Source organism: Isoalcanivorax pacificus W11-5 (assembly GCF_000299335.2).
GTDB classification, from domain to species: domain Bacteria; phylum Pseudomonadota; class Gammaproteobacteria; order Pseudomonadales; family Alcanivoracaceae; genus Isoalcanivorax; species Isoalcanivorax pacificus.
Genome location: NZ_CP004387.1, coordinates 3,848,114 through 3,874,326, shown reverse-complemented (window position 1 = coordinate 3,874,326; position 26,213 = coordinate 3,848,114). Strand labels below are relative to the sequence as shown.

General features: G+C 64.3%; 28 protein-coding genes. 22 read left to right on the top strand and 6 right to left on the bottom strand.

Translation table 11 applies throughout. The features are described from left to right. Positions 1-46 precede the first annotated feature (46 nt). The 3 genes from S7S_RS17385 to S7S_RS17375 all read left to right on the top strand — a co-directional run bounded on the left by S7S_RS17385 (position 47) and on the right by S7S_RS17375 (position 2,693). Positions 47-547: an Mpo1 family 2-hydroxy fatty acid dioxygenase gene (locus tag S7S_RS17385; RefSeq protein WP_008734900.1), complete on the top strand. Its 501-nt coding sequence runs from the start codon at positions 47-49 to the stop codon at positions 545-547. After that, a complete protein-coding gene (locus S7S_RS17380; RefSeq protein ID WP_008734903.1) occupies positions 548-1,327 on the top strand; it encodes a helix-turn-helix domain-containing protein in 780 nt (259 codons plus the stop codon). Positions 1,328-1,424: 97 nt separating this feature from the next. After that, positions 1,425-2,693: an O-acetylhomoserine aminocarboxypropyltransferase/cysteine synthase family protein gene (locus S7S_RS17375; RefSeq protein ID WP_008734906.1), complete on the top strand. Its 1,269-nt coding sequence runs from the start codon at positions 1,425-1,427 to the stop codon at positions 2,691-2,693. Here S7S_RS17375 and S7S_RS17370 read toward each other — a convergent pair whose 3' ends face one another. Beyond that, positions 2,694-3,668, bottom strand: coding sequence for an AraC family transcriptional regulator (locus tag S7S_RS17370; protein ID WP_008734908.1), 975 nt, complete (start codon positions 3,666-3,668; stop codon positions 2,694-2,696). It abuts the gene before it with no gap. 143 nt (positions 3,669-3,811) lie between these two features. Here S7S_RS17370 and S7S_RS17365 point away from each other — a divergent pair, with 143 nt between their 5' ends. The 18 genes from S7S_RS17365 (at position 3,812) to S7S_RS17280 (ending at position 18,831) form a co-directional block, all read left to right on the top strand. Then, a complete protein-coding gene (locus tag S7S_RS17365) occupies positions 3,812-5,146 on the top strand; it encodes a flavin-containing monooxygenase (protein WP_008734910.1) in 1,335 nt (444 codons plus the stop codon). After that, the gene (locus tag S7S_RS17360; RefSeq protein WP_008734912.1) at positions 5,146-6,048 is read left to right on the top strand and encodes a bile acid:sodium symporter family protein; all 903 of its coding nucleotides are present in this window, start codon (positions 5,146-5,148) and stop codon (positions 6,046-6,048) included. The genes S7S_RS17365 and S7S_RS17360 overlap by 1 nt, the downstream gene beginning before the upstream one ends. 15 nt (positions 6,049-6,063) lie before the next feature. After that, entirely contained in the window at positions 6,064-7,002 is a 939-nt protein-coding gene (locus S7S_RS17355) for an SDR family oxidoreductase (protein ID WP_008734915.1), read from the top strand. Further along, on the top strand, positions 6,999-7,787 hold the full coding sequence (locus S7S_RS17350; RefSeq protein ID WP_008734916.1) for an SDR family NAD(P)-dependent oxidoreductase: 789 nt from the start codon (positions 6,999-7,001) through the stop codon (positions 7,785-7,787). The genes S7S_RS17355 and S7S_RS17350 overlap by 4 nt, the downstream gene beginning before the upstream one ends. After that, a complete protein-coding gene (locus S7S_RS17345) occupies positions 7,784-8,521 on the top strand; it encodes a sulfite exporter TauE/SafE family protein (protein ID WP_008734919.1) in 738 nt (245 codons plus the stop codon). Before S7S_RS17350 ends, S7S_RS17345 begins: the two co-directional genes overlap by 4 nt. A 56-nt stretch (positions 8,522-8,577) precedes the next feature. After that, positions 8,578-8,880: a hypothetical protein gene (locus S7S_RS17340; protein ID WP_008734921.1), complete on the top strand. Its 303-nt coding sequence runs from the start codon at positions 8,578-8,580 to the stop codon at positions 8,878-8,880. A gap of 40 nt (positions 8,881-8,920) precedes the next feature. Further along, positions 8,921-9,199: a type II toxin-antitoxin system RelE/ParE family toxin gene (locus tag S7S_RS17335; RefSeq protein ID WP_008734923.1), complete on the top strand. Its 279-nt coding sequence runs from the start codon at positions 8,921-8,923 to the stop codon at positions 9,197-9,199. Positions 9,200-9,209: 10 nt separating this feature from the next. Beyond that, entirely contained in the window at positions 9,210-9,497 is a 288-nt protein-coding gene (locus S7S_RS17330; RefSeq protein ID WP_008734925.1) for a HigA family addiction module antitoxin, read from the top strand. 72 nt (positions 9,498-9,569) lie between these two features. Then, positions 9,570-10,160 carry a GNAT family N-acetyltransferase gene (locus tag S7S_RS17325; RefSeq protein WP_008734927.1) on the top strand — a complete coding sequence of 197 codons (591 nt, stop codon included), beginning with the start codon at positions 9,570-9,572 and terminating at the stop codon, positions 10,158-10,160. Between the two features lie 64 nt (positions 10,161-10,224). Then, entirely contained in the window at positions 10,225-10,755 is a 531-nt protein-coding gene (locus S7S_RS17320) for a glutathione peroxidase (protein WP_008734929.1), read from the top strand. Between the two features lie 45 nt (positions 10,756-10,800). Then, entirely contained in the window at positions 10,801-11,631 is an 831-nt protein-coding gene (locus S7S_RS17315; protein ID WP_008734930.1) for an ion transporter, read from the top strand. Positions 11,632-11,995: 364 nt separating this feature from the next. Further along, positions 11,996-12,919, top strand: a complete 924-nt coding sequence (locus S7S_RS17310; protein WP_008734931.1) for an aldo/keto reductase — start codon at positions 11,996-11,998, stop codon at positions 12,917-12,919. 3 nt (positions 12,920-12,922) lie between these two features. After that, on the top strand, positions 12,923-14,275 hold the full coding sequence (locus S7S_RS17305; protein WP_008734932.1) for an NTP/NDP exchange transporter: 1,353 nt from the start codon (positions 12,923-12,925) through the stop codon (positions 14,273-14,275). Between the two features lie 27 nt (positions 14,276-14,302). After that, on the top strand, positions 14,303-15,097 hold the full coding sequence (locus S7S_RS17300; RefSeq protein ID WP_041026030.1) for an SDR family NAD(P)-dependent oxidoreductase: 795 nt from the start codon (positions 14,303-14,305) through the stop codon (positions 15,095-15,097). A gap of 93 nt (positions 15,098-15,190) precedes the next feature. Beyond that, positions 15,191-15,853, top strand: coding sequence for a TetR/AcrR family transcriptional regulator (locus S7S_RS17295; RefSeq protein WP_035203705.1), 663 nt, complete (start codon positions 15,191-15,193; stop codon positions 15,851-15,853). Further along, on the top strand, positions 15,834-16,796 hold the full coding sequence (locus S7S_RS17290; RefSeq protein WP_008734939.1) for an HlyD family secretion protein: 963 nt from the start codon (positions 15,834-15,836) through the stop codon (positions 16,794-16,796). The genes S7S_RS17295 and S7S_RS17290 overlap by 20 nt, the downstream gene beginning before the upstream one ends. Next, positions 16,793-17,752, top strand: a complete 960-nt coding sequence (locus S7S_RS17285) for an ABC transporter ATP-binding protein (RefSeq protein WP_008734941.1) — start codon at positions 16,793-16,795, stop codon at positions 17,750-17,752. Before S7S_RS17290 ends, S7S_RS17285 begins: the two co-directional genes overlap by 4 nt. Continuing rightward, the gene (locus S7S_RS17280; RefSeq protein ID WP_008734943.1) at positions 17,749-18,831 is read left to right on the top strand and encodes an ABC transporter permease; all 1,083 of its coding nucleotides are present in this window, start codon (positions 17,749-17,751) and stop codon (positions 18,829-18,831) included. The genes S7S_RS17285 and S7S_RS17280 overlap by 4 nt, the downstream gene beginning before the upstream one ends. A gap of 32 nt (positions 18,832-18,863) precedes the next feature. Here S7S_RS17280 and S7S_RS17275 read toward each other — a convergent pair whose 3' ends face one another. Together S7S_RS17275 and mltF are read right to left on the bottom strand one after the other, a co-directional pair. Further along, on the bottom strand, positions 18,864-19,223 hold the full coding sequence (locus tag S7S_RS17275; protein ID WP_008734945.1) for a hypothetical protein: 360 nt from the start codon (positions 19,221-19,223) through the stop codon (positions 18,864-18,866). 141 nt (positions 19,224-19,364) lie between these two features. Next, positions 19,365-20,747, bottom strand: coding sequence for a membrane-bound lytic murein transglycosylase MltF (gene mltF, locus S7S_RS17270; protein ID WP_008734947.1), 1,383 nt, complete (start codon positions 20,745-20,747; stop codon positions 19,365-19,367). 123 nt (positions 20,748-20,870) lie between these two features. On the opposite strand from mltF, the gene S7S_RS17265 reads away from it, so the two are divergent. After that, complete coding sequence (locus tag S7S_RS17265) at positions 20,871-21,143, top strand: hypothetical protein (RefSeq protein WP_008734949.1); 273 nt, start codon at positions 20,871-20,873, stop codon at positions 21,141-21,143. 8 nt (positions 21,144-21,151) lie between these two features. Here the strand turns inward: S7S_RS17265 and S7S_RS17260 are convergent, their stop codons facing one another. The 3 genes from S7S_RS17260 to S7S_RS17250 form a co-directional block, all read right to left on the bottom strand. After that, on the bottom strand, positions 21,152-23,230 hold the full coding sequence (locus S7S_RS17260; RefSeq protein WP_008734951.1) for a tetratricopeptide repeat protein: 2,079 nt from the start codon (positions 23,228-23,230) through the stop codon (positions 21,152-21,154). Between the two features lie 108 nt (positions 23,231-23,338). Continuing rightward, positions 23,339-24,769: a head-tail adaptor protein gene (locus S7S_RS17255; RefSeq protein ID WP_008734954.1), complete on the bottom strand. Its 1,431-nt coding sequence runs from the start codon at positions 24,767-24,769 to the stop codon at positions 23,339-23,341. 47 nt (positions 24,770-24,816) lie between these two features. Then, entirely contained in the window at positions 24,817-26,190 is a 1,374-nt protein-coding gene (locus S7S_RS17250) for an NHL repeat-containing protein (RefSeq protein WP_008734956.1), read from the bottom strand. Positions 26,191-26,213 lie beyond the last annotated feature (23 nt).

Sequence of the window (26,213 nt, the reverse complement as noted above, 5' to 3'; positions counted from 1 at the left end):
ATCGCCTCAGACCTCGAATAACAACCCGTGAGACAGGGAGTGACCCATGCGCAACTTACATCAGTTTCTGGCCGACTACGGCGAGAGCCATCAAAACCCGGTTAACCAGTGGGTGCACATCATTTGCGTGCCCGCGATCTTCTTCTCCACCCTGGGCCTGCTCTGGCTGGTCCCGATCGGCCGCTGGCTGGGCCTGTCGCCGGACGTGGCCTACTGGGTCAACGGCGGTACGCTGCTGGGCGTGATTTCGGCGGTGGTTTACCTGCGCCTGTCCTTCGGTGTGTTCCTGCTGATGGTGGCCTGGTTTGCTGCCTCGGTGGCCGGCATCATGGCCATCCAGAGCGCCGGCTGGTCGCTGTTCTGGATCTCGCTGGTGGTCTGGCTGGTGGCCTGGGCCGTGCAGGTCTGGGGGCACAAGGTGGAAGGCAAGAAGCCGTCGTTTATTGAAGACCTGGTGTTCTTGCTGATTGGCCCGATTTTCGTCAGTGTTGAAGTCGGCGCCCGCCTTGGTCTGCCGGTCCCGCACGCGACTCACCCGCACCGCTGAGTGAGGGCCGCTGCCCAGCGGGGCATTCTGTGTCTGTGGCAGCATGACTGGCTGTTTATCGGCCATCAGGGCGCCAACCGGACCCACCGGCATGTGGCGGCCTCGCTACTGTGTGGCCTGGAGGCGCCCTTGCAACTGGAAGTGCAGGGTGCCTGGCGCAGTACCCGGCTGGCGCTGGTGGCACCCGATGTGCCGCAAGCGCTCGATCCCGGCGACGGCCTGGTCCTGATTGCCCATTTTGATCCGGTGACACCCGCCTGGCGTGAGCTGGCCGGGCATCTGTCCGGCGCACAGGGCATCCCGCAGGACAGTGTCGATCTGCCGTTTGATCCCGGATGGCTCGCCGATGCCCAGGCGTTGCTGGGGGCGCCGTCCGTGTCGATGGCCGGCACCTTGCGTGCCCGCCTGCTGGCACGGCTGGCCTGTCCGGCGCCGCCACTGGATGCGCGTCTGTTGCATATCGCCACGCTGCTGCGCGAACAACTGCCTGACAAACTCGACGTGGCCGCGCTGGCCGCCGAGATCGACCTCTCCGCCTCCCGCCTGACGCACCTGTTCCGCGAGCAGACCGGCGTGACCCTGCGTCGCTTCCTGTTACACCTGAAAACCCAGCAACTGTTCCGACACTGGCGCGAAGGCATGACGGTGTCGGCGCTGGCCGCCGCCAGCGGTTTCTACGATCAGCCGCATCTGGTGCGCACCACCCGCGAGATGTTCGACGCCCTGCCGTCGCATTACATGTCCGGCGGTTTTTCCATACTGGATTGTGCTTCGGCATGAGCTGAGCACGATTGGGTCTTGGCCAGAGGTGGCCTACCTTCGCTATAGTCCCGGTTTTGTAACTGTTGAAATGTCACAGACCGGGAGAAGAAAAAACATGAAACCAGAAACCGTCGCCATCCATGGCGGCTTTGCCGGCGACCCGGAAACCCATGCCGTCGCGGTGCCGATCTACCAGACCACCAGCTACTACTTCGACAACACACAGCACGGCGCTGACCTGTTCGATCTGAAAGTGCCGGGCAACATCTACAGCCGCATCATGAACCCCACCAATGCCGTGCTTGAGCAGCGCGTGGCAGAACTGGAAGGGGGCGTTGGCGCTCTGGCAATGGCGTCGGGCATGGCGGCCATCACGGCGGCCATCCAGACGCTGGCGCGCGTCGGTGACAATATCATCTCTGTCAGCCAGCTCTACGGCGGCACCTATAACCTGTTTGCGCACACGCTGCCGACGCTGGGTATCGAGGTGCGCATGGCCAGCGGTGATGACCCGGCGGCCCTGGCGGCGCTGATCGACGATCGCACCCGTGCCGTGTTCTGCGAATCCATCGGCAATCCGGCCGGCAATATTGTCGACCTGGCCGCGCTGGCAAACGTGGCCCACGAGGCGGGGGTGCCACTGATCGTGGACAATACCGTGGCCACGCCGGTGCTGTGCCGGCCGTTCGATTTCGGTGCCGATATCGTCGTCCACTCGCTGACCAAATACATGGGCGGCCATGGCACCACCGTGGCGGGCATCATCGTCGATTCCGGCAAGTTTCCCTGGAAAGACAACCCGCGTTTCCCGCAATTCAACGAGCCGGACCCGTCCTACCACGGTGTGGTCTATACCGAAGCACTGGGCGAGGCGGCCTTTATCGGTCGGGCGCGTGTGGTGCCGCTGCGCAACATGGGTGCGGCGCTGTCGCCGTTCAACGCCTTCCTGATCCTGCAGGGCATTGAAACACTGCCGCTGCGGATGGAGCGGCACTGCGAGAACGCCCAGGCCGTGGCGGAGTATCTGAAAGGCCACGACAAAGTCGCGTGGGTGAAATACGCCGGCCTCAAAGACGACCCCTACCATGCACTGGCGCAGCGGTATACGCAGGGCTCTCCCGCGTCGATCCTGAGCTTCGGCATCAAGGGTGGGCGCGATGCGGGCGGCCGCTTCATCGACGCGCTGCAGATGGTGAAACGGCTGGTGAATATCGGTGACGCAAAAACCCTGGCGTGCCACCCGGCTACCACCACGCACCGTCAGTTGAGCGAGGCTGAGCTGAAAACCGCCGGCGTCAGTGCCGACATGGTGCGGCTGTCGATCGGTATCGAGCACGTGGACGACATTCTGGCGGACATTACCCAGGCGCTGGAACAGGCCTGATCAGGCGCGCTCGCGAAACCGGGCCGGCGTCACGCCGGCCCATCGCTTGAACGCCTTGGCAAACGCACTCTCATCGGAAAACCCCAGGGCCTCGGCGATATCCGCCAGGCGCTGATCGCCGCGCAATTTATCCTCCGCCATGCGCAGCAGCGTGGCATCGCGCAGCAGCTTGAAGGAACTGCCTTCCTCGGCCAGCCGGCGGTTGAGATGCCGGCCACTGATGCCGAGCTGCTCGGCCACCCGTTCCTTGCCCCAGTGTGGATGCGCGCGCACCAGTTGTTCCACTTCCGCCGCCAGCCCCTGTTCGTGCAGGGCCGCCAGCATGGCGTCGGCGACTGCGCGCAGATGTTCGCGCATGGCGGCGTTGGCCTGGATCAATGGCATCGCCAGATCGCTGTCGCGATAAAAAATACTGTAGCTCGGAGCGCGGAACTGCACGGGCCCGCCGAGCAATTGCCGGTAGCGGCTTTCGCTGTCGCGGGGGGCGTGGGCGAAGGCGAGCAGGGAAGGGGTAAAGCGCTGGCCCGTGGTCCAGCGTGACAGATGCACCAGGCAACCGAATACCGCTTCGGCGCGGATATCCAGCAGCGTATCGAAGCCGGGGCGGTAATGCAGGCGCAAGCCGCCGGGCACCCGTTCCGGTTCAAATGCGCTGCCCTCGCTGATGATCGGGAAGTATTCCAGCAGCGCTTCCACGGCGTCGCCGAGTGTGTCGCAGCTCATCAAGAGCAGGCCGACACTGTCCAGATGCCCCACCTGAATATCCAGCCCCACACGCAGGCCGATCAGCGGGTCATCGCTGGCCTGGCACAGCGTCACCCAGAGCTGGTCCTGCACCGCCAGCGGAATACGGTCGGACAGGTCATCGCGCGGCAACGCGTCATACAGCCCCGGCGGCAAGACCACGCCCAGACGTTCGGCGGCTTGCACGATGGCCTGGCTGAAGCGGGGCGTGATGGTAGGGGTGTGAGACATGCGCTTGGTGTCATCCTGATTTCAGGCCGGTCCCGAATTGACCGGCAGGCGTCCCGAATGAGCCGGTACACCTCTGGGCGGCTGACCTATGCTGACCCATCTGGCTGGTCTTTTGACCCCAAGCATAACAAGAAGGAGAGCTCATGTACGCGCTAATCGGCGCCGGCCCGATGGGGCTGGCCACGGCCCGCAACCTGGACAAGCAGGGCATCGCCTTTACCGGCTTCGAGCTGAACGATGACGTGGGTGGCCTGTGGGATATCGATAACCCGCACAGCACCATGTACGAGACAGCGCACCTGATATCCTCGAAGACCATGACCGAGTTCGCGGAGTTTCCCATGCGCGACGACGTGGCGCCCTATCCGCGTCATGACGCAATGCGCGCCTACTTCCGTGACTACGCCCGCCACTTCGATCTGTACCGTCGCTTTGAATTCAACACCCGCGTGCTGAGCGTGGAACCGGACGGCGCTGGCTGGCTGGTCACCTCCGAACGCGACGGCGTTACCCGGACACGCCGCTTCCATGGCGTACTGATTGCCAACGGCACCCTGCACCATCCGAACATTCCCACGTTGCCGGGCGACTTTGCCGGGCGCGTGATGCACTCCAGCGAATACCGTTCGCCGGAAGTATTCCGTGACCAGCGTGTGCTGGTGGTGGGCTGCGGCAATTCCGGCGCCGACATCGCCGTGGACGCCGTACACCATGCGCGCAGCGTGGATTTGTCCGTGCGCCGCGGTTATTACTTCCTGCCGAAATTCCTGCTTGGCCGGCCCACCGACACGCTCGGCAAACTGAAACTGCCGCGCCGGCTCAAGCAGTGGGCCGACAGCCTGCTGATCAAGCTCGTGATGGGCAAGCCCTCCAGCTATGGCCTGCCGGATCCGGATTACCGCATGTACGAATCGCACCCGGTGATGAACTCGCTGATCCTGCATCACCTTGGCCACGGTGACATTCAGGCGCGGCGCGATATCGCCCGGATCGACGGGCACAGGGTGTGTTTCACCGATGGCAGCGAGGGTGAGTACGACATCATCCTGCTCGCCACCGGCTACAAGCTGCATTATCCCTTCATTGATCGTAAGCACCTGAACTGGCCACAGGGCGCCGGGGCGCCACAGCTTTACCTGAATGTGTTCCATCCGGATTACGACAACCTGTTCATGATGGGCATGATCGAGGCCGCCGGCCTGGGGTGGGAAGGGCGTAATGAGCAGGCGGAAATGGCGGCGCTGTATATCCGGCAACTGGCCAACGGTTCGCCGGCGGCCCTGCGGCTGAAAGAGACCAAACGGCGCGAGGCCGGCAACGTGATGGACGGCGGCTACGATTACCTGAAACTGGAGCGGATGGCCTATTACGTGCACAAGGACAGTTACCGCAAGGCGGTGCTGGCGCAGATCAGGGCCATGCGGGAAGAACAGCACAGCCTGGCCCGGGCGCGTCAGCGCGTGGCGGGTGCGCGCTGATGTCAGGGCCACTGCCGATTCATTTTGACCCTGCCAGCCTGATCATGCTCAACGTCATCATGGCGTGCATGATGTTCGGCGTGTCACTGACGCTGAAGACAGAAGATTTCCGCCGCATTCTGATTGCCCCGGTGGCGCCACTGGCCGGCCTGTTTGCCCAGTTCATATTGCTGCCGGCGACTACCTGCCTGGCCACCTGGGCGCTGGATATTGACCCGGAACTGGCGCTGGGCATGATCCTGGTGGCGTCCTGCCCCGGCGGCAGTTTTTCCAACGTGATGACCTGGCTGGCGCGAGCCAATGTGGCGGTGTCGGTGAGCATGACGGCCGTCTCCAGCCTGGTGGCCACGGTGCTGACGCCGATGAATTTTGCGCTCTACGGTTACCTGAACCCGAACACGCGCGAACTGCTGACCAGCATTTCCCTTGATCCGTTGAGCATTCTGGTACTGGTCCTGCTGGTGCTGGGGGTGCCGCTGATGCTGGGCATGTGGGTCGGTAAGCGCTTTCCCGGCTTTGCCGCCCGCAGCGAAAAACCGCTGCGCATTTTTGCCCTGGTGGTCTTTCTTGGCTTTGTCGGCATTGCGTTCAGCAACAATGTGGACCTGTTCCTGGAGCGTTTTCATACCTTCTTCTGGCTGGTGGTGCTGCACAACCTGCTCGCGCTGTCGCTCGGCAACGGTATGGCGCGTCTGTTACGGCTGCCGCTGGAAGACCGGCGTGCGGTGACGCTGGAAGTCGGTATCCAGAACTCGGGCCTGGGGCTGGTGATACTGTTCACCTTCTTCCCCGAGGCTGGCGGCATGATGCTGATCACTGCTTTCTGGGGTGTCTGGCACCTGGTCTCCGGCCTGACCCTGGCGTCAATCTGGTCGCGCACACGCGACGTCCGCACAGCCTGAACCCGGAGCTTACCGATGCAGAAGAATATCCTGATCACTGGCGCGGCAGGTTATGTGGGCAGCCTGCTGGGCACCCGGCTGGCGGCAGATTTCAACGTCGTCGGCACCGATATCCGCCGCCGCGATGACCTGCCGTTTGCAGTGCAAGAAATGGACGTGCGCGACAGCGCCATCCAGGCACTGATGGAGCGCGAGGAAATTACCCACGTGGTGCATCTGGCATCGGTGCTGGATGCCAGCGGCGACCGTGCCCGCGACTATGACATTGACGTCAACGGCACCCGCAACGTGCTGATCAGTGCCGTGCGGGCGGGCGTCTCCCATATCACCGTGACCAGCTCCGGCGCTGCCTATGGTTACTATCCCGACAATCCGGACTGGATCGATGAGCAGGATGCCCTGCGCGGCAACCCGGAGTTTCCCTATTCCGATCACAAGCGCCAGATCGAAACCATGCTGGCGGAGTTTCGCCAGGAATACCCGCAACTGAAACAACTGATCTTCCGTCCCGGCACCATTCTCGGTGCGCACACACGCAACCTGATTACCCACCTGTTCGCCAAAAAACGTTTGCTGGCCATCAAGGGCAGTGATTCACCGTTCGTGTTTATCTGGGACGGGGATGTGATCCGTGCCATGGAGTTGGGCATCCGTGAAGACGCTGCCGGCATTTACAACATGGCAGGTGATGGCGCGCTCACCATCCACCAGATTGCAGACATCCTCGGCAAACCGGTGCTGACGCTGTCGCCGGGCCTGATACGCAGTGTGCTGTGGCTGGGCAAACACCTCGGTATCGGCCGTTATGGCCCCGAGCAGGTCAACTTCCTGCGCTACCGGCCCGTGCTGAGCAACCGTCGCCTGAAGGAAGAATTTGGTTACCTGCCGGAGAAAAGCTCCGAGCAGACGTTCCGTTATTACGTCGAGCATGCGCGCGCACGGGGTGATGTATGAGCTGTATCCTGATCACCGGCGCCGCCGGCGGCCTTGGCTGGGCCCTGGCGCAGGCGTTTCACCGACGTGGTGAAAATGTGCTGCTGGCCGACATGAATGCGGCGTTGCTGGCGCAACGCGAAACAGAGCTGGCTACCCCGGCACGGGTTGCAACGCTGGCCGGTGACATTACGCACCTGGCGCATCGCGATGCCTTGATGGACCTGGCACAGTCCCGGTTTGGCGGCGTGCGCGTCCTGGTCAATAACGCCGGCATCACGCACCGTTCACTGGCAGAAAAAACCGACATGGCGGTGCTGCGCAAAGTCATGCAGGTGGACTGGGATGCGCCGCTGGCACTGGCGTTATCCAGCCTGCAGCAACTGCAGGCACACCAGGGCGGCATCATCAATATCGGCTCCATGGCCGGCTGGATGCCGGTGCTCGGCCGCACTGCCTATTGCGCCGCCAAGAGCGCGCTGGCGCAATCGTTTGAAGTGCTGCGCTGCGAACAGGCACAGCACGGCGTGCATGTGCTGATGGCCTACCCGAGTTTTCTTGACACGCCGATCGAACAGCATGCGCTTGGGTTCGACGGCAAACCGGCGTCCCACGCACGGTCCATGGTCGGCAAGATGAAAGACGCCGGCTGGATGGCCGAGCGTATCGTCGATGCCTGGACGCGCCGCAAAAAGCGCGTCTACTCCGACAACCTGGCGGTGTTCGGCAGCCTGCTCTGGCGGCTGGCGCCGGACCTGTATCTGCGCATCATGATGAAGAAATTCGCGGTGGAGCTGCAGCAGTGATCGATCCCTGGTTGTGGCTCGGCCTGTTCATCCTGATCGCCTACACCATCGAAGCCGTCACCGGATTCGGCAGTATCGTCATTGCCCTCTCGCTGGGGGCGATGCTGCTCCCCATACCGGCGCTGCTGCCGGTGCTGGTGCCGCTGAACATCCTGATGAGTGGTTACCTGACGCTGCGTCACTACCGGCACATTCATCTGCCCACCCTGTTGCGGATGATCCTGCCGCTGATGGCGTTGGGCACCGTTGCCGGCTACCTGTTGCGCCCGGCGCTCGGGGCGGGCCTTGCCAAGACCCTTTTTGGCGCCCTGATTGTCTGGTTTGCCGCACGCGAACTCTGGCGTATGGCGCGTGCCACCCAGGGCAGCGCCCACCCGCCCTGGCTGACCCGCACCCTGATGCTCGGCGCCGGCCTGACCCACGGCCTGTTCGCCTCCGGCGGGCCATTGCTGGTCTACGCCCTGACCGGCGTGCAACTGGACAAGACCCGCTTCCGCGCCACCCTGATCTGTGTCTGGTTTGCGCTCAACAGCCTGCTGACCCTGATCTTCCTTATCGACGGCACCCTGCTGCCGGCGCTGCCCCGGCTGCTGGGCTATGTCCCCCTGCTGGTGGTGGGCGTGGTGCTCGGCGAATGGCTGCACCGGCGTATCGACGAGCAGCGCTTCCGGCAGGCGGTGTTCGTGCTGCTGCTGTTCACCGGCGCCACGCTGGTGCTGGCGGCAGCACGATAACTGTTCATAAGGACAGTGTTTTGCTATTGTCGGGCAGATCATCCCGGAGGTGCACCATGCCCGACAAGCCCGAGCGCGTTGATGCCGACCAGATTCCCGACTGGACTGACCGCAGCCACACCGGCCTGACCCGCTGGTGGCAGACCATGGCCGCGCGCCAGCTCGCCTTCCACCCGGATGACCCGCCGGAAGTCGTCTTCAACTTTATCGATGGCGAACCGCTGTTCACCCCAGCGGCCTGCGCCCGGCTGCGCGCCCTGTTGGCGGACATGGCGGCAGAGCATGGCACGGCGGTGTACCAGGTGGCGGAGCAGGAGGTCCTGGCGGCGCTGGGGCGGCAGTTGCTGGAGAGCCGTTGACCATTAATTGATACCTGTGACGTATCGGGTTACGATTCGCATGATTCGAAGCTTCAGGCACAAGGGACTGGCCCGCTTCTTTCAGACGGGCACCACTGCGGGTATCCAGCCCGCCCATGCAGCAAGGTTGCGGTTGATACTTGGCCGCCTGCATGCGGCGCGTGAGCCGTGCGATATGGCGTTACCCGGGTTGCGATTGCACCCGTTGTCCGGGCGTCGAGCGGATATCTGGTCGGTGACGGTCAGCGCTAACTGGCGTGTCACATTCCGCTTCGACGGTGAGGATGCCGAGGTGGTGGATTACGAGGATTATCATTGAGGGCCGTGTCATGCGGATGCACAACCCGCCCCATCCGGGCGAAATCATCAGAGCGCTCTGCCTTGAACCCCTGGGGTTGTCTGTGACAGAGGCGGCGGAGGCATTGGGCGTCAGTCGCAAGGCGCTGAGTGCGTTGCTCAACGGGCGTGCCGGTATCAGCCCGGAGATGGCGGTGCGGCTTTCCATTGCCTTTGAGACCAGCGCCGAAAGCTGGCTCAACCAGCAACTTCAGTATGAGCTCTGGTTTGCCGAGCAGAATCGTCATCGCCTGAATGTGAAAAAGCTGGTCGCTGCCTGACGCGGTGGGCTCGCGCCGGGTGGCTTTGCTGCCCATAATGTCTTTCGTTGCTACCCACCCTGTCGCACTGCCATGCCTGAACTCGCCATCCTGCCGGTCTCCGGCACCGCCATTCTGCCCTGGCTCGATCACCTGGCCCGCCTGCGCATCCAGGTGTTTCGCGAGTGGCCCTATCTGTACGAGGGCACGGAGACCTATGAGCGCGATTACCTGCATGGCTACGCGAACTCGCCGCACAGCCTGATGGTGCTGGCACTGGACGGCGACCGGGTGATCGGTGCGTCCAGTGGCCTGCCGATGGCGGATGCTGATGCCGCGTTCCGGAAACCGTTCACGGACCAGGGCGTGCCAGTGTCGTCGGTGTTCTACTTTGGCGAATCCGTTCTCGATGCCCGCTATCGTGGCCGGGGCCTGGGCCACCGGTTTTTCGATGAGCGCGAAGCCTTTGCCGGGCGGCTCGGGTTTCCGGTGACCACCTTCTGCGCCGTGCAGCGGGCGGCTGACCATCCGGCGCGGCCGGCGGATTACCGGCCGCTGGACACCTTCTGGATGGCGCGCGGTTACCAGCGCCAGCCGCACATGCTGACCCATTACGCCTGGCGCGATACGGGTGACGCGACCGAGAGTGAGAAACCCATGATGTTCTGGACGCGAGGCCTGTAACGCGTTCACGTCACCGTGCTGCCGTTGGCACGACACTGTGCCCCCCATTGGAGACCGACCGATCATGCGTGCTGCCGTCACCCTGTTGTTGCTTGTTCCCTTGTGCGTCCGGGCCGGGGAGTGTCCCGCGCCCTTCAATGCGACGCTGCCAAAACTGCATTCCAGCGACACCGTGGACCTGTGCCAGTTCGCCGGCAAGCCACTGCTGGTGGTCAATACCGCGAGCTTCTGTGGTTTCACCAAACAGTTCACCGGGCTGCAACACCTGTATGAGACCTATCATGACCAGGGCCTGAACATACTTGGTGTGCCCTCCGATGATTTTCGCCAGGAAGCAGACGACCAGGCCGAGACCGCCAGCGTCTGCTATATCAATTACGGCGTCACTTTCACCATGACGGCGCCACAGCCGGTGAAGGGGGAGGATGCCTTGCCGCTGTTCCGCTATCTGGCGGAAGAGGGCGGCGGTGCGCCGCGCTGGAATTTCTACAAGTACCTGCTGGACGCGGATGGCAATGTGGTGGGGCGCTTCTCCAGCCGTATCGCCCCGGACGATGACGCGCTGATCCGTGCCGTGGAGTCTGTGCTCCCCTGACTTGGGTATACTCCCCGGCTTTGGTGGTGAGCGGAGTACAGTGGCATGGATTACGGCAGCACGCAGACCCCGGCCCCGGGCTGGCAGCAGCGTCTCGGCGACTGGATTGAATCACCGGCCCTGCGCCGGCTGATCACTGTGCTGATTCTGATCAATGCGGTGGTGCTGGGTGTGGAAACGTCCGACGTGGCGCGGGCGCGTTTTGGCGCCGTGCTGCTGTGGCTCAACCAGGGCGTGCTGGCGGTGTTCGTGGCGGAGCTGGTGATCAAGCTGGTGGCCTTCGGCCCGCGCTTTTTCCGATCCGGCTGGAATGTGTTCGATTTCCTGATTGTCGGCATCGCACTGGTACCGGCCTCCGGCCCGCTGCAGATTCTGCGCAGCCTGCGCATTCTCCGGGTGCTGCGCCTGCTCTCCACCGTGCAGCGCCTGCGCATGCTGGTGGATTCGTTGCTGCAGGCACTGCCCGGCATCGGCTGGACCGCCGCGCTGCTGTTGATGATGTTCTACGTATTTGGCGTGATGGGCACCGAGCTGTTCGGTGATCAGTTCCCGGACTGGTTCGGCTCACTCGGCAAGAGTGCCTACACCCTGTTCCAGATCATGACACTGGAAAGCTGGTCCATGGGCATCGCCCGCCCGGTCATGGAAGCCTATCCCTGGGCCTGGCTGTTCTTCGTGCCGTTTATCCTGATCTCCAGCTTCATGGTGCTGAACCTGTTCATCGCCATCATCGTCAGCGCCACCCAGGAAGTGCACGAAAGCGAGCAGCGTGCCGAGCGCCAGGCGGCGGACGACAAGGCGCGCCACGAACGTGAAGAGATCGTGCGATTGCTGCGTGATATCAGCGAGCGCATGGCGAAACTGGAGCAGCGCTGAACCCTGGGCGCTCCCTCTGGTCTGGTTAAGGAACCTCTGAATAACTCCCCGGTGGTTCTGCGGGCGCTACAGCATGCAGTAGCAAGGCGCGGCGCGCCGGCAATGGCCGTAGCCCTTGCCAAGCGTCGCAACGCGGCTAATGCGTGCTGTAGCGCCCGCCCTGCGGGGCTTTCTGGGCGGCGCCTGCTCCGCGTTACGACTTCTCGACGTAGCCCGCTATGCCTTCGAAGTCGCGCCTTGATCAGGCGCCGCCCAGAAAGCCAGAACCACTGGGGAGTTATTCAGAGGTTCCTTAAGAATTGGCCTGCTTTATCGCCGTTGGGATAGGGTAGTCCACTGAGCAGACTGCAAAGGAGCGCCCGCCATGTATTCACGTCGCCGTTTTCTTCATGCCGCCATGGCCACCACCGCTGGCCTGGCGCTGGTGTCCCGCGCCGGCTTTGCCCTGGCCGGCGAATCTGCCCAGGCGCTGCGCCAGCGCGCCATTCCCGCTACCGGTGAAACCCTGCCCGTCATTGGCGCCGGCACCTCCGGTAGCTTCGAGGCCACGCCTGGCTCGGACAAATTCAACGGGTTGAAGGATGTCCTCAAGGTGTTCTTCGAGGGCGGTGCAACGCTGATCGATACTTCTCCCAACTACAGCGGTGCCGATGCGGTGCTGGGGCAGTTGCTGGAGGAGGGCGGCTGGCGCGAGCAGTGCTTCCTGGCCACCAAAATTGCCGCTGACACGCGCGAGGCCGCCGAGGCGCAATGGGCAGCATCACAGCGCCGGCTGCGCACCGATCATGTCGAGCTGTTGCAGGTCCATAATCTGCGCCAGTGGAAAATCCAGTTGCCCTATGCGCGCGAACTGAAAGAGCAGGGCAAGACGAAATACGTCGGCGTGACCCACTATCTCGACAGCGGCCTGGACGAACTGGAACAGATCCTGCGCACCGAGAAACTGGATTTCATCCAGATTCACTATTCCGTCAATTCACCCAATGCCGCGCGCACAGTGCTGCCACTGGCGCAGGAAAAGGGCGTGGCTGTGCTGATCAACCGCGCCTTTGATGATGGCCGTCTGTTTGCCAGTGTGCGCAATACTCCGCTGCCCGACTGGGCCGAAGAGGCTGGCGTAAGTTCCTGGGCGCAGATGTTCCTGAAATTCGCCATCAGTCATCCGGCGGTGACCACGGTGATCCCGGCCACCAGCCGTGCCGACCGACAGGCGGACAATCTCCAGGGCGGCATCGGGCCGCTGCTGACGGACGCGCAGCAACGTTCGCTGATTGGCATGTTTGCCTGAGCCGTGGCGCCGCACCGCGTTGCCGCGCAGGCACTCACCCGGCTGGTGAGCCGGCTGTTCAATCTTAAGCCGCAGGAGGCACCGCCGGTGACGGCGGGCCTGCTGATGTTTTTCCTGCTGTTCACCGGCTATTTCATGCTGCGCCCGGTGCGCGAGACCATGGGCATCGCCGGTGGCGTCGAGAACCTGCAATGGTTGTTCACCGGCACCTTCATTGCGACGCTGGCGGCATTGCCGCTGTTCGGCTTTCTGGCCTCCATGGTGGCGCGCCGGCATCTGCTGCCGTGGACCTACGGCTTCTTCGTGCTGAACCTGCTGCTCTTTGCCGCCGCGTTCAGCAGTGTGCCGGAGAATGCCTGGGTGGCGCGTACCTTCTACATCTGGCTGTCGGTGTTCAACCTGCTCGCCATCTCGCTGGCCTGGAGTGCGCTGGCCGATGTGCTCGAGCCGGCCCAGGCCAGACGGCTGTTCGGCCTGGTGGCCGGCGGCGCGAGCCTGGGCGGCCTGACCGGCCCGCTGCTCGGCACCCTGCTGGTGGCGCCGCTGGGCCACAGTGGCCTGGTGCTGTTGTCGGCGCTGCTGCTGGCAGCCAGTGCGGCGGCCGGGCTGTGGCTGTACCGCTGGCGCGACCATCATCCGGCGCCGGCTGCGCCCACAGCGGAGGAATGGCGGGCGCCACTCGGAGGCAATCCGTTCGCCGGGGCCACTGAGGTGGCCCGCTCGCCATATCTGCTTGGCATTGCGTTGTTCGTGGTATTGCTCGCCAGCGTCAGCACCTTCCTCTACTTCGAGCAGGCGCGCATGGTGGCGCTGCACTTCACTGACCGCACCGAACAGACACAGGTGTTCGGCCTGATCGACACCGTGGTGCAGGTGCTGGCGATCCTGACGCAGGTGTTTCTCACGGGCCGTGTGGCGCAGAGGCTGGGGGTCGGCGTGCTGCTGGTGGCCGTGCCGCTGGTGGTCGCGGCCGGTTTCCTGTGGCTGGCCTTCGCGCCGGTGTTGGCCGTGTTCGTGGTGGTGATGGTGGTACGTCGCGCCGGCGAATACGCGTTTGTGCGGCCGGGCCGGGAAATGCTTTACACGGTGGTGCCGGCGGAGCAGAAATACAAAGCCAAGAACTTTATCGACACCGTGGTCTATCGCGGCGGCGATGCCCTCAGCGGCTGGCTCAAACGCGGGCTGGATCTGCTGGAGAGCCTGCCGGCCCTGGCCATGCTGATCGGCGCCGGCATCGCGCTGGGCTGGGCGGTGACCGGCGGTGTGCTGGGCCGTGCCCAGCACCGGCGGGAAACCGGGCGAGGGCAGCAAGAGGTGCCCGACAAGGGCGAAGTCGAGTCACCGGCGCCGCGCTGACGCCGGTCTGTCTGTGGAGTGTGTGTCATGCGTATTGATCTGTCCGGCAAGACCGCCCTGGTCACGGCTTCCACGGCCGGTATCGGCCTGGCCATTGCGCAGGGCCTGGCGGAAAGTGGTGCCCTGGTGGTGCTCAATGGCCGTAGCCAGGCCAGTGTCGACGCGGCGCGCCAGACCCTGCTGCAGGCTGTGCCGGGCGCGTCACTGCAAGGCGTGGTGGCGGATCTCGGTGACGCCGCCGGCGCCGCGCAGCTGATCAAGGCCGCCCCGACCGTGGATATCCTGGTCAACAACGTCGGCATCTATGGCCCGAAGCCCTTCTTCGATGTGACCGATGAAGACTGGGAGGCCTACTTCCAGACCAACGTCATGTCCGGCGTGCGCCTGAGCCGGCATTACCTCCGGGGCATGCTGGCCGCCGACTGGGGCCGGGTAGTGTTCATTTCCTCCGAGTCGGCGCTGAACATTCCCGCCGACATGATCCACTACGGGTTTTCCAAGACGGCACAACTCGCCATTGCCCGCGGGCTGGCCAAGTTTGCGGCCGGCACCGGCGTGACGGTGAACAGCGTGCTGCCCGGCCCGACGCTTTCCGATGGTTTCCGCAGCATGCTGGCGGAAACCGCCGAGGAAAACGGCCAGAGCATCGAGGAAGCCGGCGCCGAATTCGTGCAGGCGGAGCGGCCCAGCTCCATCCTGCGCCGCCCGGCCACTGTCGACGAGGTGGCCAATATGGTGGTGTATGTGTGCTCGCTGCAGGCTTCCGCCACCACGGGAGCGGCGCTGCGGGTCGATGGCGGGGTGGTGGACAGTATTGTTTAGTGGCGGGCTGCGGGTTTCGGGCTGCCAGCTTTTTTTCGCAGGCCGCCACTTTCCTCTTGCACTTAATTAAACGATCAATTAAATAATTGCATCATGACAACCCGACCCCCACGCCGCTCCCCCGGCCGTCCGGCCGCTCGTCGCACAGTGCCGCGCGATGTGCTGCTGGATGCCGCCCTGGCCTGCTATGTCCGCCGCGGCATCCAGGCCACCACCCTGCGTGACATTGCCCGCGAGGCAGATGTCACGCCGGCCATGCTGCATTACTACTTCGGCGATGCCGGCCAACTGCGCGAAACCGTGATTGAAGACCGCCTGATGCCGGTCTTTGAGCGTATCCGCGCGCCGCTGATGACGGCCGCCGGCGACGTGCCGTCCCTGTTGCGGCTGTTCGTCGACAGCGTCTTCGAGGTGGTGGGGGAGCATCCCTGGCTGCCGCCGATGTGGGTGCGGGAAGTGGTCACGGAAGGCGGCGCACTGCGTGACCTGCTGATCACACGGCTGGCGCCGTCGCTGGGCCAGTTACTGGCGGCGCGCTTTCAGCAGGCCCAGGCAGAAGGGGCGCTGAACCCGGCGCTGGACCCGCGCCTGCTGATGGTGTCGCTGATCGGGCTGACGATGTTCCCGGTGGCCGGGGCGCCGATCTGGCGGCAAGTGTTCAGCGCAGACGCGCTGACTATGGATGATGTGCGCCGGCACGCGCTGGTGCTGCTGGAACGCGGACTGGAGCTTGGTGATGGAAAAACGCTGCTGTGACGGGCTGTTGCTGACGGCCCTGCTGGTGGCGCTCAGCGCCTGTGGAGAGGCCCCGCCACAGGCACTGGGTACACTGGAATACGACCGCATCACGCTGCCCTCGCCGGCTGCAGAACGGATCGTCGATATCAGGGTGCGCGAAGGTGAGCAGGTCAGCGCCGGTGCCGTGCTGATGACGCTGGAGCGTACCCGCACCGAAGCCCAGTGGCGCGCCGCCGAAGCGGACGTGGCCCGTGGCCGCGAAGCCTTGCTGGAAATGCAGCATGGTGCGCGGCGCGAACAGATCGACCAGGCCCGGGCCAGCCTGGCCGCCGCACGTGCCGGTGAAGCGGATGCCCGCGCCTACCTGGCACGCATCGAACCGTTGCTGCCACGCAAGCTGGTGTCCGCCACGGAACTGGATCGCGCACGCGCGGCGGCGGACAGGGCGCGGGCTCAAACCCGCGCCGCCGAAGCTGCCCTGGCAGAACTGGAAAACGGGGTGCGCCGCGAACAGCTTGCCCAGGGCGAAGCCGTCCTGCGCGCCGCCGAGGCACAGGCCGCCGCGCAGAAAAACCTGCTGGAAAAACTCACGCTGACCGCCCCCCGCGACGGCCGCATCGACAGCCTGCCATACAGGCTTGGTGACCAGGCCCCGGTGGGCGCGCCGCTGGTGGTGATGCTGGTGGGTGACGCACCCTACGCGCGGCTGTATGTGCCCGAGCCGCTGCGCGCTGATGTACAGGTTGGCGACAGAGTGCGTATCCATGTCGAGGGGCGCGACAGCGAGTACCCCGGCACCGTGCGCATGATCCGCAGCGAGCCGGTGTTCACGCCGTACTATGCGCTGACGGGCGAAGACGCCGCACGCCTGAGCTACCTGGCCGAAATCCAGCTGGACAAGACAGCGCAGGCCTTGCCGGCCGGCCTGCCGGTGCGCGGCGAGTTCGGGCCGGCGCCATGAGTGGCGAGCAGGGGCCGGCCATCAGGGCGCGTGGGCTGAGCAAGCAGTTTGGCGCACTGCGCGCGGTGGACAACGTTGACCTGACGGTGCCGCGCGGGCACGTATACGGGTTCCTTGGCCCGAACGGTTCCGGCAAGTCCACCACCATCCGCATGCTGTGCGGGCTGCTGACACCGACCGCCGGCGAGATCCAGGTGCTGGGTCTGACCGTGCCGGATGAAGCCGAGGCATTGCGGTTGCGCATCGGCTACATGACGCAGAAATTTTCCCTGTTCGAAGACCTCACAGTACGAGAGAACCTGGAATTCCTTGCTGCCGTGCAGGGGCTGCCGCGCCAGCGGGCACGCGCGCGCATCGACCAGCTGATCGAGCAGTACCACTTTGCCGACCGCCAGAAACAGCTGGCCGGCACCATGAGCGGCGGCCAGAAGCAGCGGCTGGCGTTGGCGGGTGCCGTGATCAACGAACCCGAGTTGCTGTTCCTGGACGAACCCACCAGCGCCGTGGACCCGGAGTCCCGCCGTGATTTCTGGGAAAAGCTGTTCGACCTGGCGGATGTGGGCACCACCATTCTTGTTTCCACCCACTACATGGACGAAGCCGAGCGCTGCCACCGCATCGCCATTCTGGACCGTGGCGTGCTGGTGGCAGACGGCGCGCCGGGCGCGCTCACCCGCGACCTCACAGGCCGCTGCGTCGAAGTGGTGGCGGCACAGCCACGCCGCGCGCAGCAGGTGCTGGTCAATTTCCCCGGCGTGCTCAGCGTGGCGCAGATCGGTAACAGCCTGCGCGTACTGGCGCAGACGAAAGAGGATCTCAGTGCAAGGCTCGCGGGGGCGCTGCATGAGGCCGGGCTGGAGGCGAGCGTGCACCAGGCCGGGCCGAACCTGGAGGACGTGTTCGTCGCCGCCACCCGTGGCCAGACGCGCGACAGCGCCGGGAGCGATGCCGCATGAACTGGCAACGGCTGTATGCCATTTTCCTGAAAGAGCTGCGCCAGATGCGGCGCGACCGCATTACGCTGGCGATGATCGTTGTTATTCCGGTGATGCAGCTGGTGCTGTTCGGCTACGCCATCAACCTGAACCTGCGCCACCTGCCGGCCGGTATTGCCGACCAGGCCGGCAACGCCGCGTCGCGCACCGTGGTGATGGACATGCTCGCCACCGGCGTGATCCGCCCCGTGGCCCGGGCGAACACGCCCGAACAGTTGATGGACCTGTTGCGCCGTGGCGATATCAGTGTCGGTGTGGTGATTCCGCCGGACTTCGAACGGCGTCTGAGCGAAGGCCGCGAAGCCGTGCAGGTGCTGGTGGATGGCAGCGACACCGTGGTGCAGAGCGCGGCCGTCCAGCTGGCGCGCATGCCTCTGACGCAGGCTGCGGCATCGCGCACGGAGCCGATCAGTGTGGTCAGCTTCTACAATCCCGAGCGACGCTCTGCGGTCAACATCGTGCCTGGGCTGATTGGCGTGATCCTGACCATGACCATGGTGCTGTTCACCGCCGTGGCCATCGTCCGTGAGCGTGAACGCGGCAACATGGAGTTGCTGATTGCCACGCCGGTCAGCCGGGCCGAGCTGATGGTCGGCAAGGTGTTGCCCTATGCCGGTATCGGGCTGGTGCAGACCAGCGTGATCCTGCTGCTGGGGTTGTGGCTGTTCCAGGTGCCGATCCGTGGCAGCGTATGGGAAGTGTATGTCGCCGCCGTGCTGCTGATCCTCGCCAACCTGACCCTCGGGCTGCTGATTTCCACCCGCGCGCAGTCGCAGTTCCAGGCCATGCAGATGACATTCTTCGTGTTCCTGCCGTCGATCCTGCTGTCCGGCTTCATGTTTCCGTTCGCGGGCATGCCGCAGGTGGTGCAGTGGCTGGCGGAGGCATTGCCGCTGACGCATTTCCTGCGCCTGATTCGCGGCATCATGCTGCGCGGGGCGGACCTGACAGAGATGTGGCGTGAAGTGCTGGCGCTGCTGGTCTTCACCGCGCTGATGATGACGCTGGCGATCCTGCGTTTCCGCAAGCGGCTGGATTGAAGCGAAACAGAACGTGGCGAGAGAGCCGGCGATCAGGCGCCGGGCTGCTGGCGCAGTTCACCGCGCAGGATATCCAGCGCCCGCTGCAGCAGGGCAATGCCGTCGTCCCCCAGGTGGTGGCGGCGGGCGAGCTGGCGGGCCATATCCTGCAGCAGCATGTCGCTGGTGCGAGCACTGACCAGCAGGCTGTCGATACGGTAGGCGACGACGTCATCGGCAAGGAACAGCGAGGTGACGGGCTGGCCGTCGGCATCCAGTGCCGTGGCATGCTCGTCCAGCCAGTGGTCGATGCGGCGGGCGCTGTCATTGCTGAACAGCGGTGCAGCACCGGCCTGCGCGGGGCGCGGCGGTGTGGCGGTCAGCGATTGGCGGGAAACCCGGTGGTCCGTCATCTTGGGTGTACAACCGTTAGCACAATTGTGCCAACCATGAAGCAAGGCCGGGGTGCTGTCGCCACCTCACGCGTGATGAAATGTAAAATATTGTACAACTGTGCCAGTCGGCACTGGCAATTTCACGCGCATCCGGAGATGTCACTCTGCCATGGCAAGCTGCTGGTTGAGGATGTCCTCGTAGTTGCGGATACGCCGCACATACTGCACCGGCTCGCTGCCGCGGGCGTAGCCGTAGCGCAGTGAGCGGTAGTGTTCCGGCTGCGAAAGCTTTGGCAGCACAGTGCGCAGATCGATCCAGGAATCCGGATTGCGTCCCAGCCGCTCGGCCAGCACACGGGCATCGTGCACATGGCCCAGGCCCACGTTGTAGGCGGCCAGGGCAATCCAGGTCCGGTGTGGCTCCTCGATACTCTCCGGCAGCCGCTCGCGCAGATTGGCCAGGTAGCGGGCGCCGCCCATGATGCTTTGCGCCGGGTCGAGACGGTTTGTCACGCCCACTTCGCCGGCCGTGCGCAGTGTCAGCATCATGATGCCGCGCACGCCGGTGGGGCTGCGCGCCGCCGGGTCCCAGTGTGATTCCTGGTAGGCCTGTGCGGCGAGCAGGCGCCAATCGAAGCCATATTCATCAGCGGCCTGGCGGAACAGGGTTTCATACTCCGGCAGCCGTTCCTGAATGCGTCGCACAAAGCGGGCGATATCGACGTAATCAAAAATTTCCACGTGGGCGTAATAACGCGCGGCGACCAGCGTGATGAAGGAGGCTTCGTTGGCCTGGTGGTACCAGTCAGTGATGGCGTCGCTCAGTGCATCGGCCCCCTGTGGCAGCAGCCAGGCCAGTTCTTCCGGTTCGTTGAGGGGGAACATCATCACCAGTTCAGGAAAATAGCGCCGGTTGATGGCGAAGATATTGGAATCTGCCACGGTGCAGTCGACCTCCTGTTCCCAGACTTTCTGCAGCACCATTTCCGTGGAGAGGCTGCTGTCAGTCTGCCAGGTCAGTTCAGGCACCTGGCTGTCGCGCAGTGCCTTCAGCCGCGCCTCATAACTGGAATCGCCGATCACCAGAAGTGATACCTCGCGGAGTTCCTCCACCGTGCGCGGGCGCGGGCCGTTGCGGTGGCAGATGACCTGCTGCTGCACTTCGTAATAGCCGGGGCCAAAACTGAACCGATCACCACGGCTTTCCAGGCGCGTCAGGCCGGCGGCGGCCAGGTGTGCCCTGCCTGCGGCCAGCGCTTCCTGGATTTCCGTGATGCTGTGCAGCACTTCAAAACGCACCGGCACGCCGAGCGTGGCCGCAAAATCCAGCACCAGATCATGTTCAAAGCCGGTGGCCTGATCATCACGGTCGATGAAATAGGTGGTCGGGGCGTTGCGGGTCAGCACCACCAGCTCGCCGCGCTCGCGAATGGCATCCGGTGTGGCGGTCATATCCGGGGAGGGGGTGCAGCTGGCCAGCGCAAGCAGCAACGACAGCATGGCAAGGTGCGAGAAACGGGCAGGGTGCGACGCAGACAGCATAAGACAGGACTCCCCCGGTAAAACATTTGTTAACTTATTAGTGTTGGCATTCAGTGTACCCTGTGTCGATACCGCTGGCCCATGGTGGCCGTGGACCGACCTCTGCAACTCAAGGAGCGCACCATGAAGGACATGCTGATTCGTCGCCTGATGGCCCCCAGCCTGGTAGCCGGTGTCCTTGCCATCACTGGCTGCCAGAGCAGCCCGACGATGCCGGACGGCGCCACCCGCTGCGAAAAAACCGGCATTCCGCCTGAGCGTGCTGTGTGCACGATGATTCATGACCCGGTGTGCGGTTTCGGTGAAGACGGGCAGGCGCTGGGGCAGTTTGGCAATAGCTGCCAGGCGTGTATCCAGCCGCCGGTAATGTCCTGGCGGCGTGGAGAGTGCGAGTAAAACGCGCGTCAGCGCTGAGCGAGCATGGTCAGCAAGGCCGTTTCCAGTTCGCTGACAGCACGCTCGTCACGGAACAGGCGCTCACCACCGGACAGCAGTGTATCGCGCCAGTGCTGCCGCAAGGCCAGGTCGCCGCCAAGCAACAGGGCGCTCTCGATATAGTGCGCGGCATCGTGGGCAACAAGTGCCGTGTTGCCCAGCTGCTGATACAGCCCGCAAGTGAAATTCCCCCGCAGCAATGTGGACTGCAATGTCACGACCGGCACGCCCAGGCCCAGCGCATCGAAGCTGGTGTTGGCGCCGGTGTAGTGCGGCGGGTCCAGGGCCACATCCACCAGACTGACCAGTGAAAGATATTGCTCGCGCGGCATGCGCGGCAGGATGTGCACGCGTTCGGCGAGCGGGCCGAGATGGTGTTGCAATCGCGCCCGCAGTGGCGCGGTTTCGCTGCCGGTGGGGCTGCCGATCAATAACAGTCGGGCGTGTGGATCGCGTTGCAGAATGGCGGCGGCGAGGCCGTCGAAATCCGGGTGGATCTTGCGCGGATTCTGATGACACAGGTACAGGTGATCCCGTTCGCTGAAACCGAAATCTGAGCGCGTTGCCGCACGGGCTGGCAGCGCGGGTGGCTCGGCCCAGGTGAACAGATTGCTCGGCATGCACAGCAATTTTTCCCGATACAATCGCTGGGCATCCTGCGGTTCTACCAATGCGGACGACAGAAAATAGTCCATCGCCGGAATACCTGTGGTCAGTGGCCAGCCCCAGCTTGTGCATTGCATTGGCGCCGTCCTGAACCAGGGCATGAAGTAATTGCCGGAATCCGAGCCTGTTTCCCAGTGATACAGCAGGTCCAGTTGCGCGGCGCGTAATTGCGCAGCGGCCTGGTTGACCACAGTGCTCAGGGGCAGCCAGCACAGATCCTCAATGGGTAGCAGTGTCCGGGTATGTTGCAGCGCCGGTTGCGTCACGGCGACAACGATCTCGAAACGTTGCCGGTCGAGACGCTGAAAAATGCCGAGCATGCTGCGCGCAAAAATGGCCTCGTGGCCGTGATTGACGAAAAAGCCGATGCGGTAACGGTCGACACCGGTGCGGGCGGCGGGCGGTTCAAACGCGGGCAGCCTTGGTGCGAGCATGTCGGCGTAAGCACTTTTCAGCGCCCGGTCTTCGCGGCCCTGGTACATCAGGGTGGGCGGCGGTTCGACACCGCTGTGCTGCAATTGCGCCGGGTCAAGCTGGCCGGGCTGCTCGCGCCAGCGGGCAATGGTGTCTGCAAAACCCTGCCGCCAGTGGTCGATGGCTGCCGACGTGGGAAACACTTCCGGGCACAGAATGTCGGCGCGCAGGGCATGCCACCAGTGCGCGGGCTGCAAGGTGGCCACGCGACGGAAATGGGTGGCGGCCTCGGCGATCTGCCCGAGCCGTTCCCGCGTCACGCCCAGGTTCAGATGCGCCTCCGCGTAGCCCGGCGCGATGTCGATGGCGCGCCGGAGGGGGGCTTCGGCGTCGCCATAGCGCCGCTGGTAAATCAACGTGCTGCCCAGGTTGTTGAGCACCCGTGGCTGCTGCGCAACGGGCGTCAGGGACAGCGCTTCTTCATAGCTGCGCAGGGCATCGTCGTTGTGGCCCGCTTCGAGCTGGGTGTTGCCGAGGTTATACCAGGCATCCGCATAGTCCGGCTTTTGCTGCAGTACCGCCTGGTATTCACGGATGGCATCGTCCAGATGGCCCGCGCCGCGCAACGCCAGCGCGAGGTTGAAGCGTATCAGTGGCTGGTCCGGCATCTGGTGAATCAATGTGCGCAGGCAGGCGATGGCTTCTTCAAAGCGCCCCAGCCGGCGCAGTATCTCTGCACGATTGATGTGTACGGCAGGCACCTCCGGAAAACGCTCTGCAAGAGGATCAAGTAATGCCAGGGCAGCGGCGGGCTGGCCCGACTGCGCATGCAGCAGGGCATAGTGCAGGGTGCCTTCGGGATGGCCGGGCTGTTCCCGCAACAGGCGCTGGTACAGGGTGGCGGCCTGTTGTGGTTGTCCCTGCTGCTGTGCACGCAGGGCGGCCTGAAGGAGTGGGTGCTGGGCCATCACGGTATCCGTTCGGCAAAAAAAGACGCCAGAAAAAAACGGGGCCTGCCAGCAGGATGTGAATGCCTGCCGGCGGGCCCGTGGGCAGTGTAGCGTTTTTCGCCGGTGTCAGCGTCGTGACAGGCGGCGCCAGGTGCTGGCGAGCAGCACGGCCAGCAGGGCCAGGGGGCCGACCGGGCCACCGCCACCACCGCCACCACTGCTGCCGGGCGTCGGCTCCGCCAGCGGCGGGAAGATGCGCACCTTGAGTTCTGTATCGTTGTTACTGGCCTCGCGCTCGCTCCAGGCGACGGCAATCAGCTGGTTGTTCATCGCCACACGCGGATGGCTCACGCGGGTGTCGGTGGCAGGGTCTTCAACGAACGGCTGGGCGGCCTCGCCAATCACTTCGCTGTTGGCATCGAGCAGTGTGGCGGCGGGGTCCCACTGCCCGCCGGGTGTTCTGTAGAACCAGGCAGTGGCCAGGTTGCCCTGCGTATCAGCACCCACGCCGGGGGCGGAAAAGGAATTGGAGCCGTTATATTGCCGTCCGCCGGCGAGCAGGCTGTCGCCCGGCGTACCGTCCGCACGCCAGCGCTGGCCGCGCACGGAGAGGCCATTGTCCGGGTCGCCTTCGTCGGCGGCCAGTGGCGTGAGCTGCGCCCAGACCGCCACAAAGCCGCCTTCCTGGTCCGCCGTCAGGGACGGATCGCGCTGGAACACACTGAAGCCTTCCTGGGAGTCGTTGTCCAGGCGAAACGGCACGGTGTCCTGCGCTTCGCCGGCAAGGCTGTAGCGGGTACCCAGTATAAATTCCTGGCCCACGCTCTGTTCGGCTTGCCAGCCCACCAGCAGGGTGCCGTCACGCTGCATGGCGATGGCGCCGCCGGCGAGATTGATCGACGGCTCGGCGACTTCGACGTAGCCTGAAATGGGGGTGCCGTTGGCCAGGAAAGTGCGCAGCATGTACCGGTCGAGATCATCGGTTTCGTGGCGCCATAACACGGCGAAGTCGCCGTCTTCATCCATCGCTACCGAGGGGTAGCAATGGCCGCCGTCGGTCAGTACTTGATCATCCTGCACCAGCGACAGGCCGGTGATGGTGTCATTGGCGCGGATGCGCACCAGCGCCGCGTCGCCGTCGCAGACGGTGTTCAGCGGGCCGGTCTGTATGCCCCAGGTGGCGACCATGTTGCCGCTGGCATCGGCGGCAAGACGGGCGTGGGTCAGCGACACGGTGTAGGAGGGAATGAGCTCCAGTAAGCCCTCTTCAAACAGGGTCAGTTGTTCGCCCACGGGCTGGCCCTGGTGATCAAATCGCTGCAGCAACACCCGGTCGGGGAAACTGGAGCCGCTCTGGTGTTCTGTCCAGAGCACGGCGACACGCCGGTTCGGCAATGCGGCGATGTCATAGCTGGAAATGGAATAGCCCTGAGTGGTGCTGTGAACCACGAAGGCCGGCGTGGCCTCTTCGTCAACCAGCGCCGACTGTGCCGGCAAGGACAGCGCGCTCAGGATGGCGACCGCCAGTGGCGCGCGGCGAAACATGGGCTGTGACATGCAGTGTTCCCTCAATTTTTTGAAAGTCGTTTTTATCAGCGCAGTGATCAGCGATGTGTTCGCCGGCGCAGCAGGCCAAGCGCGGCCAGAGGCCAGAACAGCCAGCTTGCACCCCCTCCGCCACCACCGCCCCCCGTGGCCGGCGGTGGAATGGTGGCCGGGTCGGTCAGCGGCGGGGCAAGACGCAGATGCAATTGTTCCGGCTCTCCGTATTCGGTGCGGTGTGTCCAGGCAAGGGCAATCACCTCGTCACTCATGGCCAGACGCGGTGTGGACAGGTCCGAGTCGCCGGTGATGCCGTCTGTCCACGCCGTCTGCGGCTCCCCGATCACCTCGCTGTCTGCATCCAGCGCCGTGGCCTGCGGGGTGTCCGGGGAATGGGGCGTCATCAACACCCACGCCGTTGCCAGGTTGCCTTCGCTGTCCGCACCCAGGCCCGGCGCGCTGAAATAATCCGAACCGTTGTTGGCCATGTTGGCGAGCAGGAAAGCATCGCCTGCCGTGCCGTCCGCCTGCCAGCGCTGGCCGCGCACGGTGACTTCCATGTCCTCCGTGTCGGCGTTGGGATTGAACTCGGACCAGAGGGCGGCAAACCCGCCGTCCCGGTCTGCGGCCAGGGCCGGGTTCTGCTGAATCAGGCTGGCGGTCAGTTCACTGCCGTCAAGGCGGGCAGCGGCGCCCAGCGAGGTGCCGTTCAGGCTGATACGGCGCCCCTGCAGAATGCTGTTGGTCCGCCAGGCCGTCATCAGGGTGCCGTCACGTTGCATGGCCAGGGCGGCGGGCGTGTTGCCGTTGGGGGTGGCGACCAGTATCGGGCCGGCCAGCGTGTTGCCATTGGCCTGGAAGGTGCGCAGGTATTGGGTGGGCACGCTGTTGTCGTCGAGCCACAGCACGGCGAAATCCCCGTCCGCATCCATTGCCACGGCCGGGTGGCACAAGCCGCCGCTGGCGCCTGCATCCGGGGAGCTTGTCGTGGAGATATCACCGTTCGCGCTGATGCGCACAAACTGCACGATGCCACTGCAGCCTGTTGAAAGGCTGCCGCTTTCCTGGTGATTCCAGGCCACGACCATATTGCCCTGTTCATCTGCGGCGATACGCGCCTGGCTCAGCGACGAGGTGTTGGCCTGTTCTTCAAACAGCGTCAGGGCCTCGCCCACCGGGGCACCGTCGTTGTCGAACCGTTGCAGTACCAGCAGATCGGGGTCGGTCAGGCCGCTGTGGTGTTCGGTCCAGACCACAGCCACCTGTGCGTCGGGCAGTGCCGCCACATCGAAGCTGCTGAAGCGATAACCTTCGGGCAGTGTGCGGAGGGTGAGAACGGGCGTGGCATCGTCGAGCAGCGAGGCCTGGACGGGCACGGACAGCGCGGCAAGAACAGCCGCCGCCAGCGGCGTACGGCGAAATGCGGAACGTGGCATGAGCTTCCCCGAGAACATGTTAT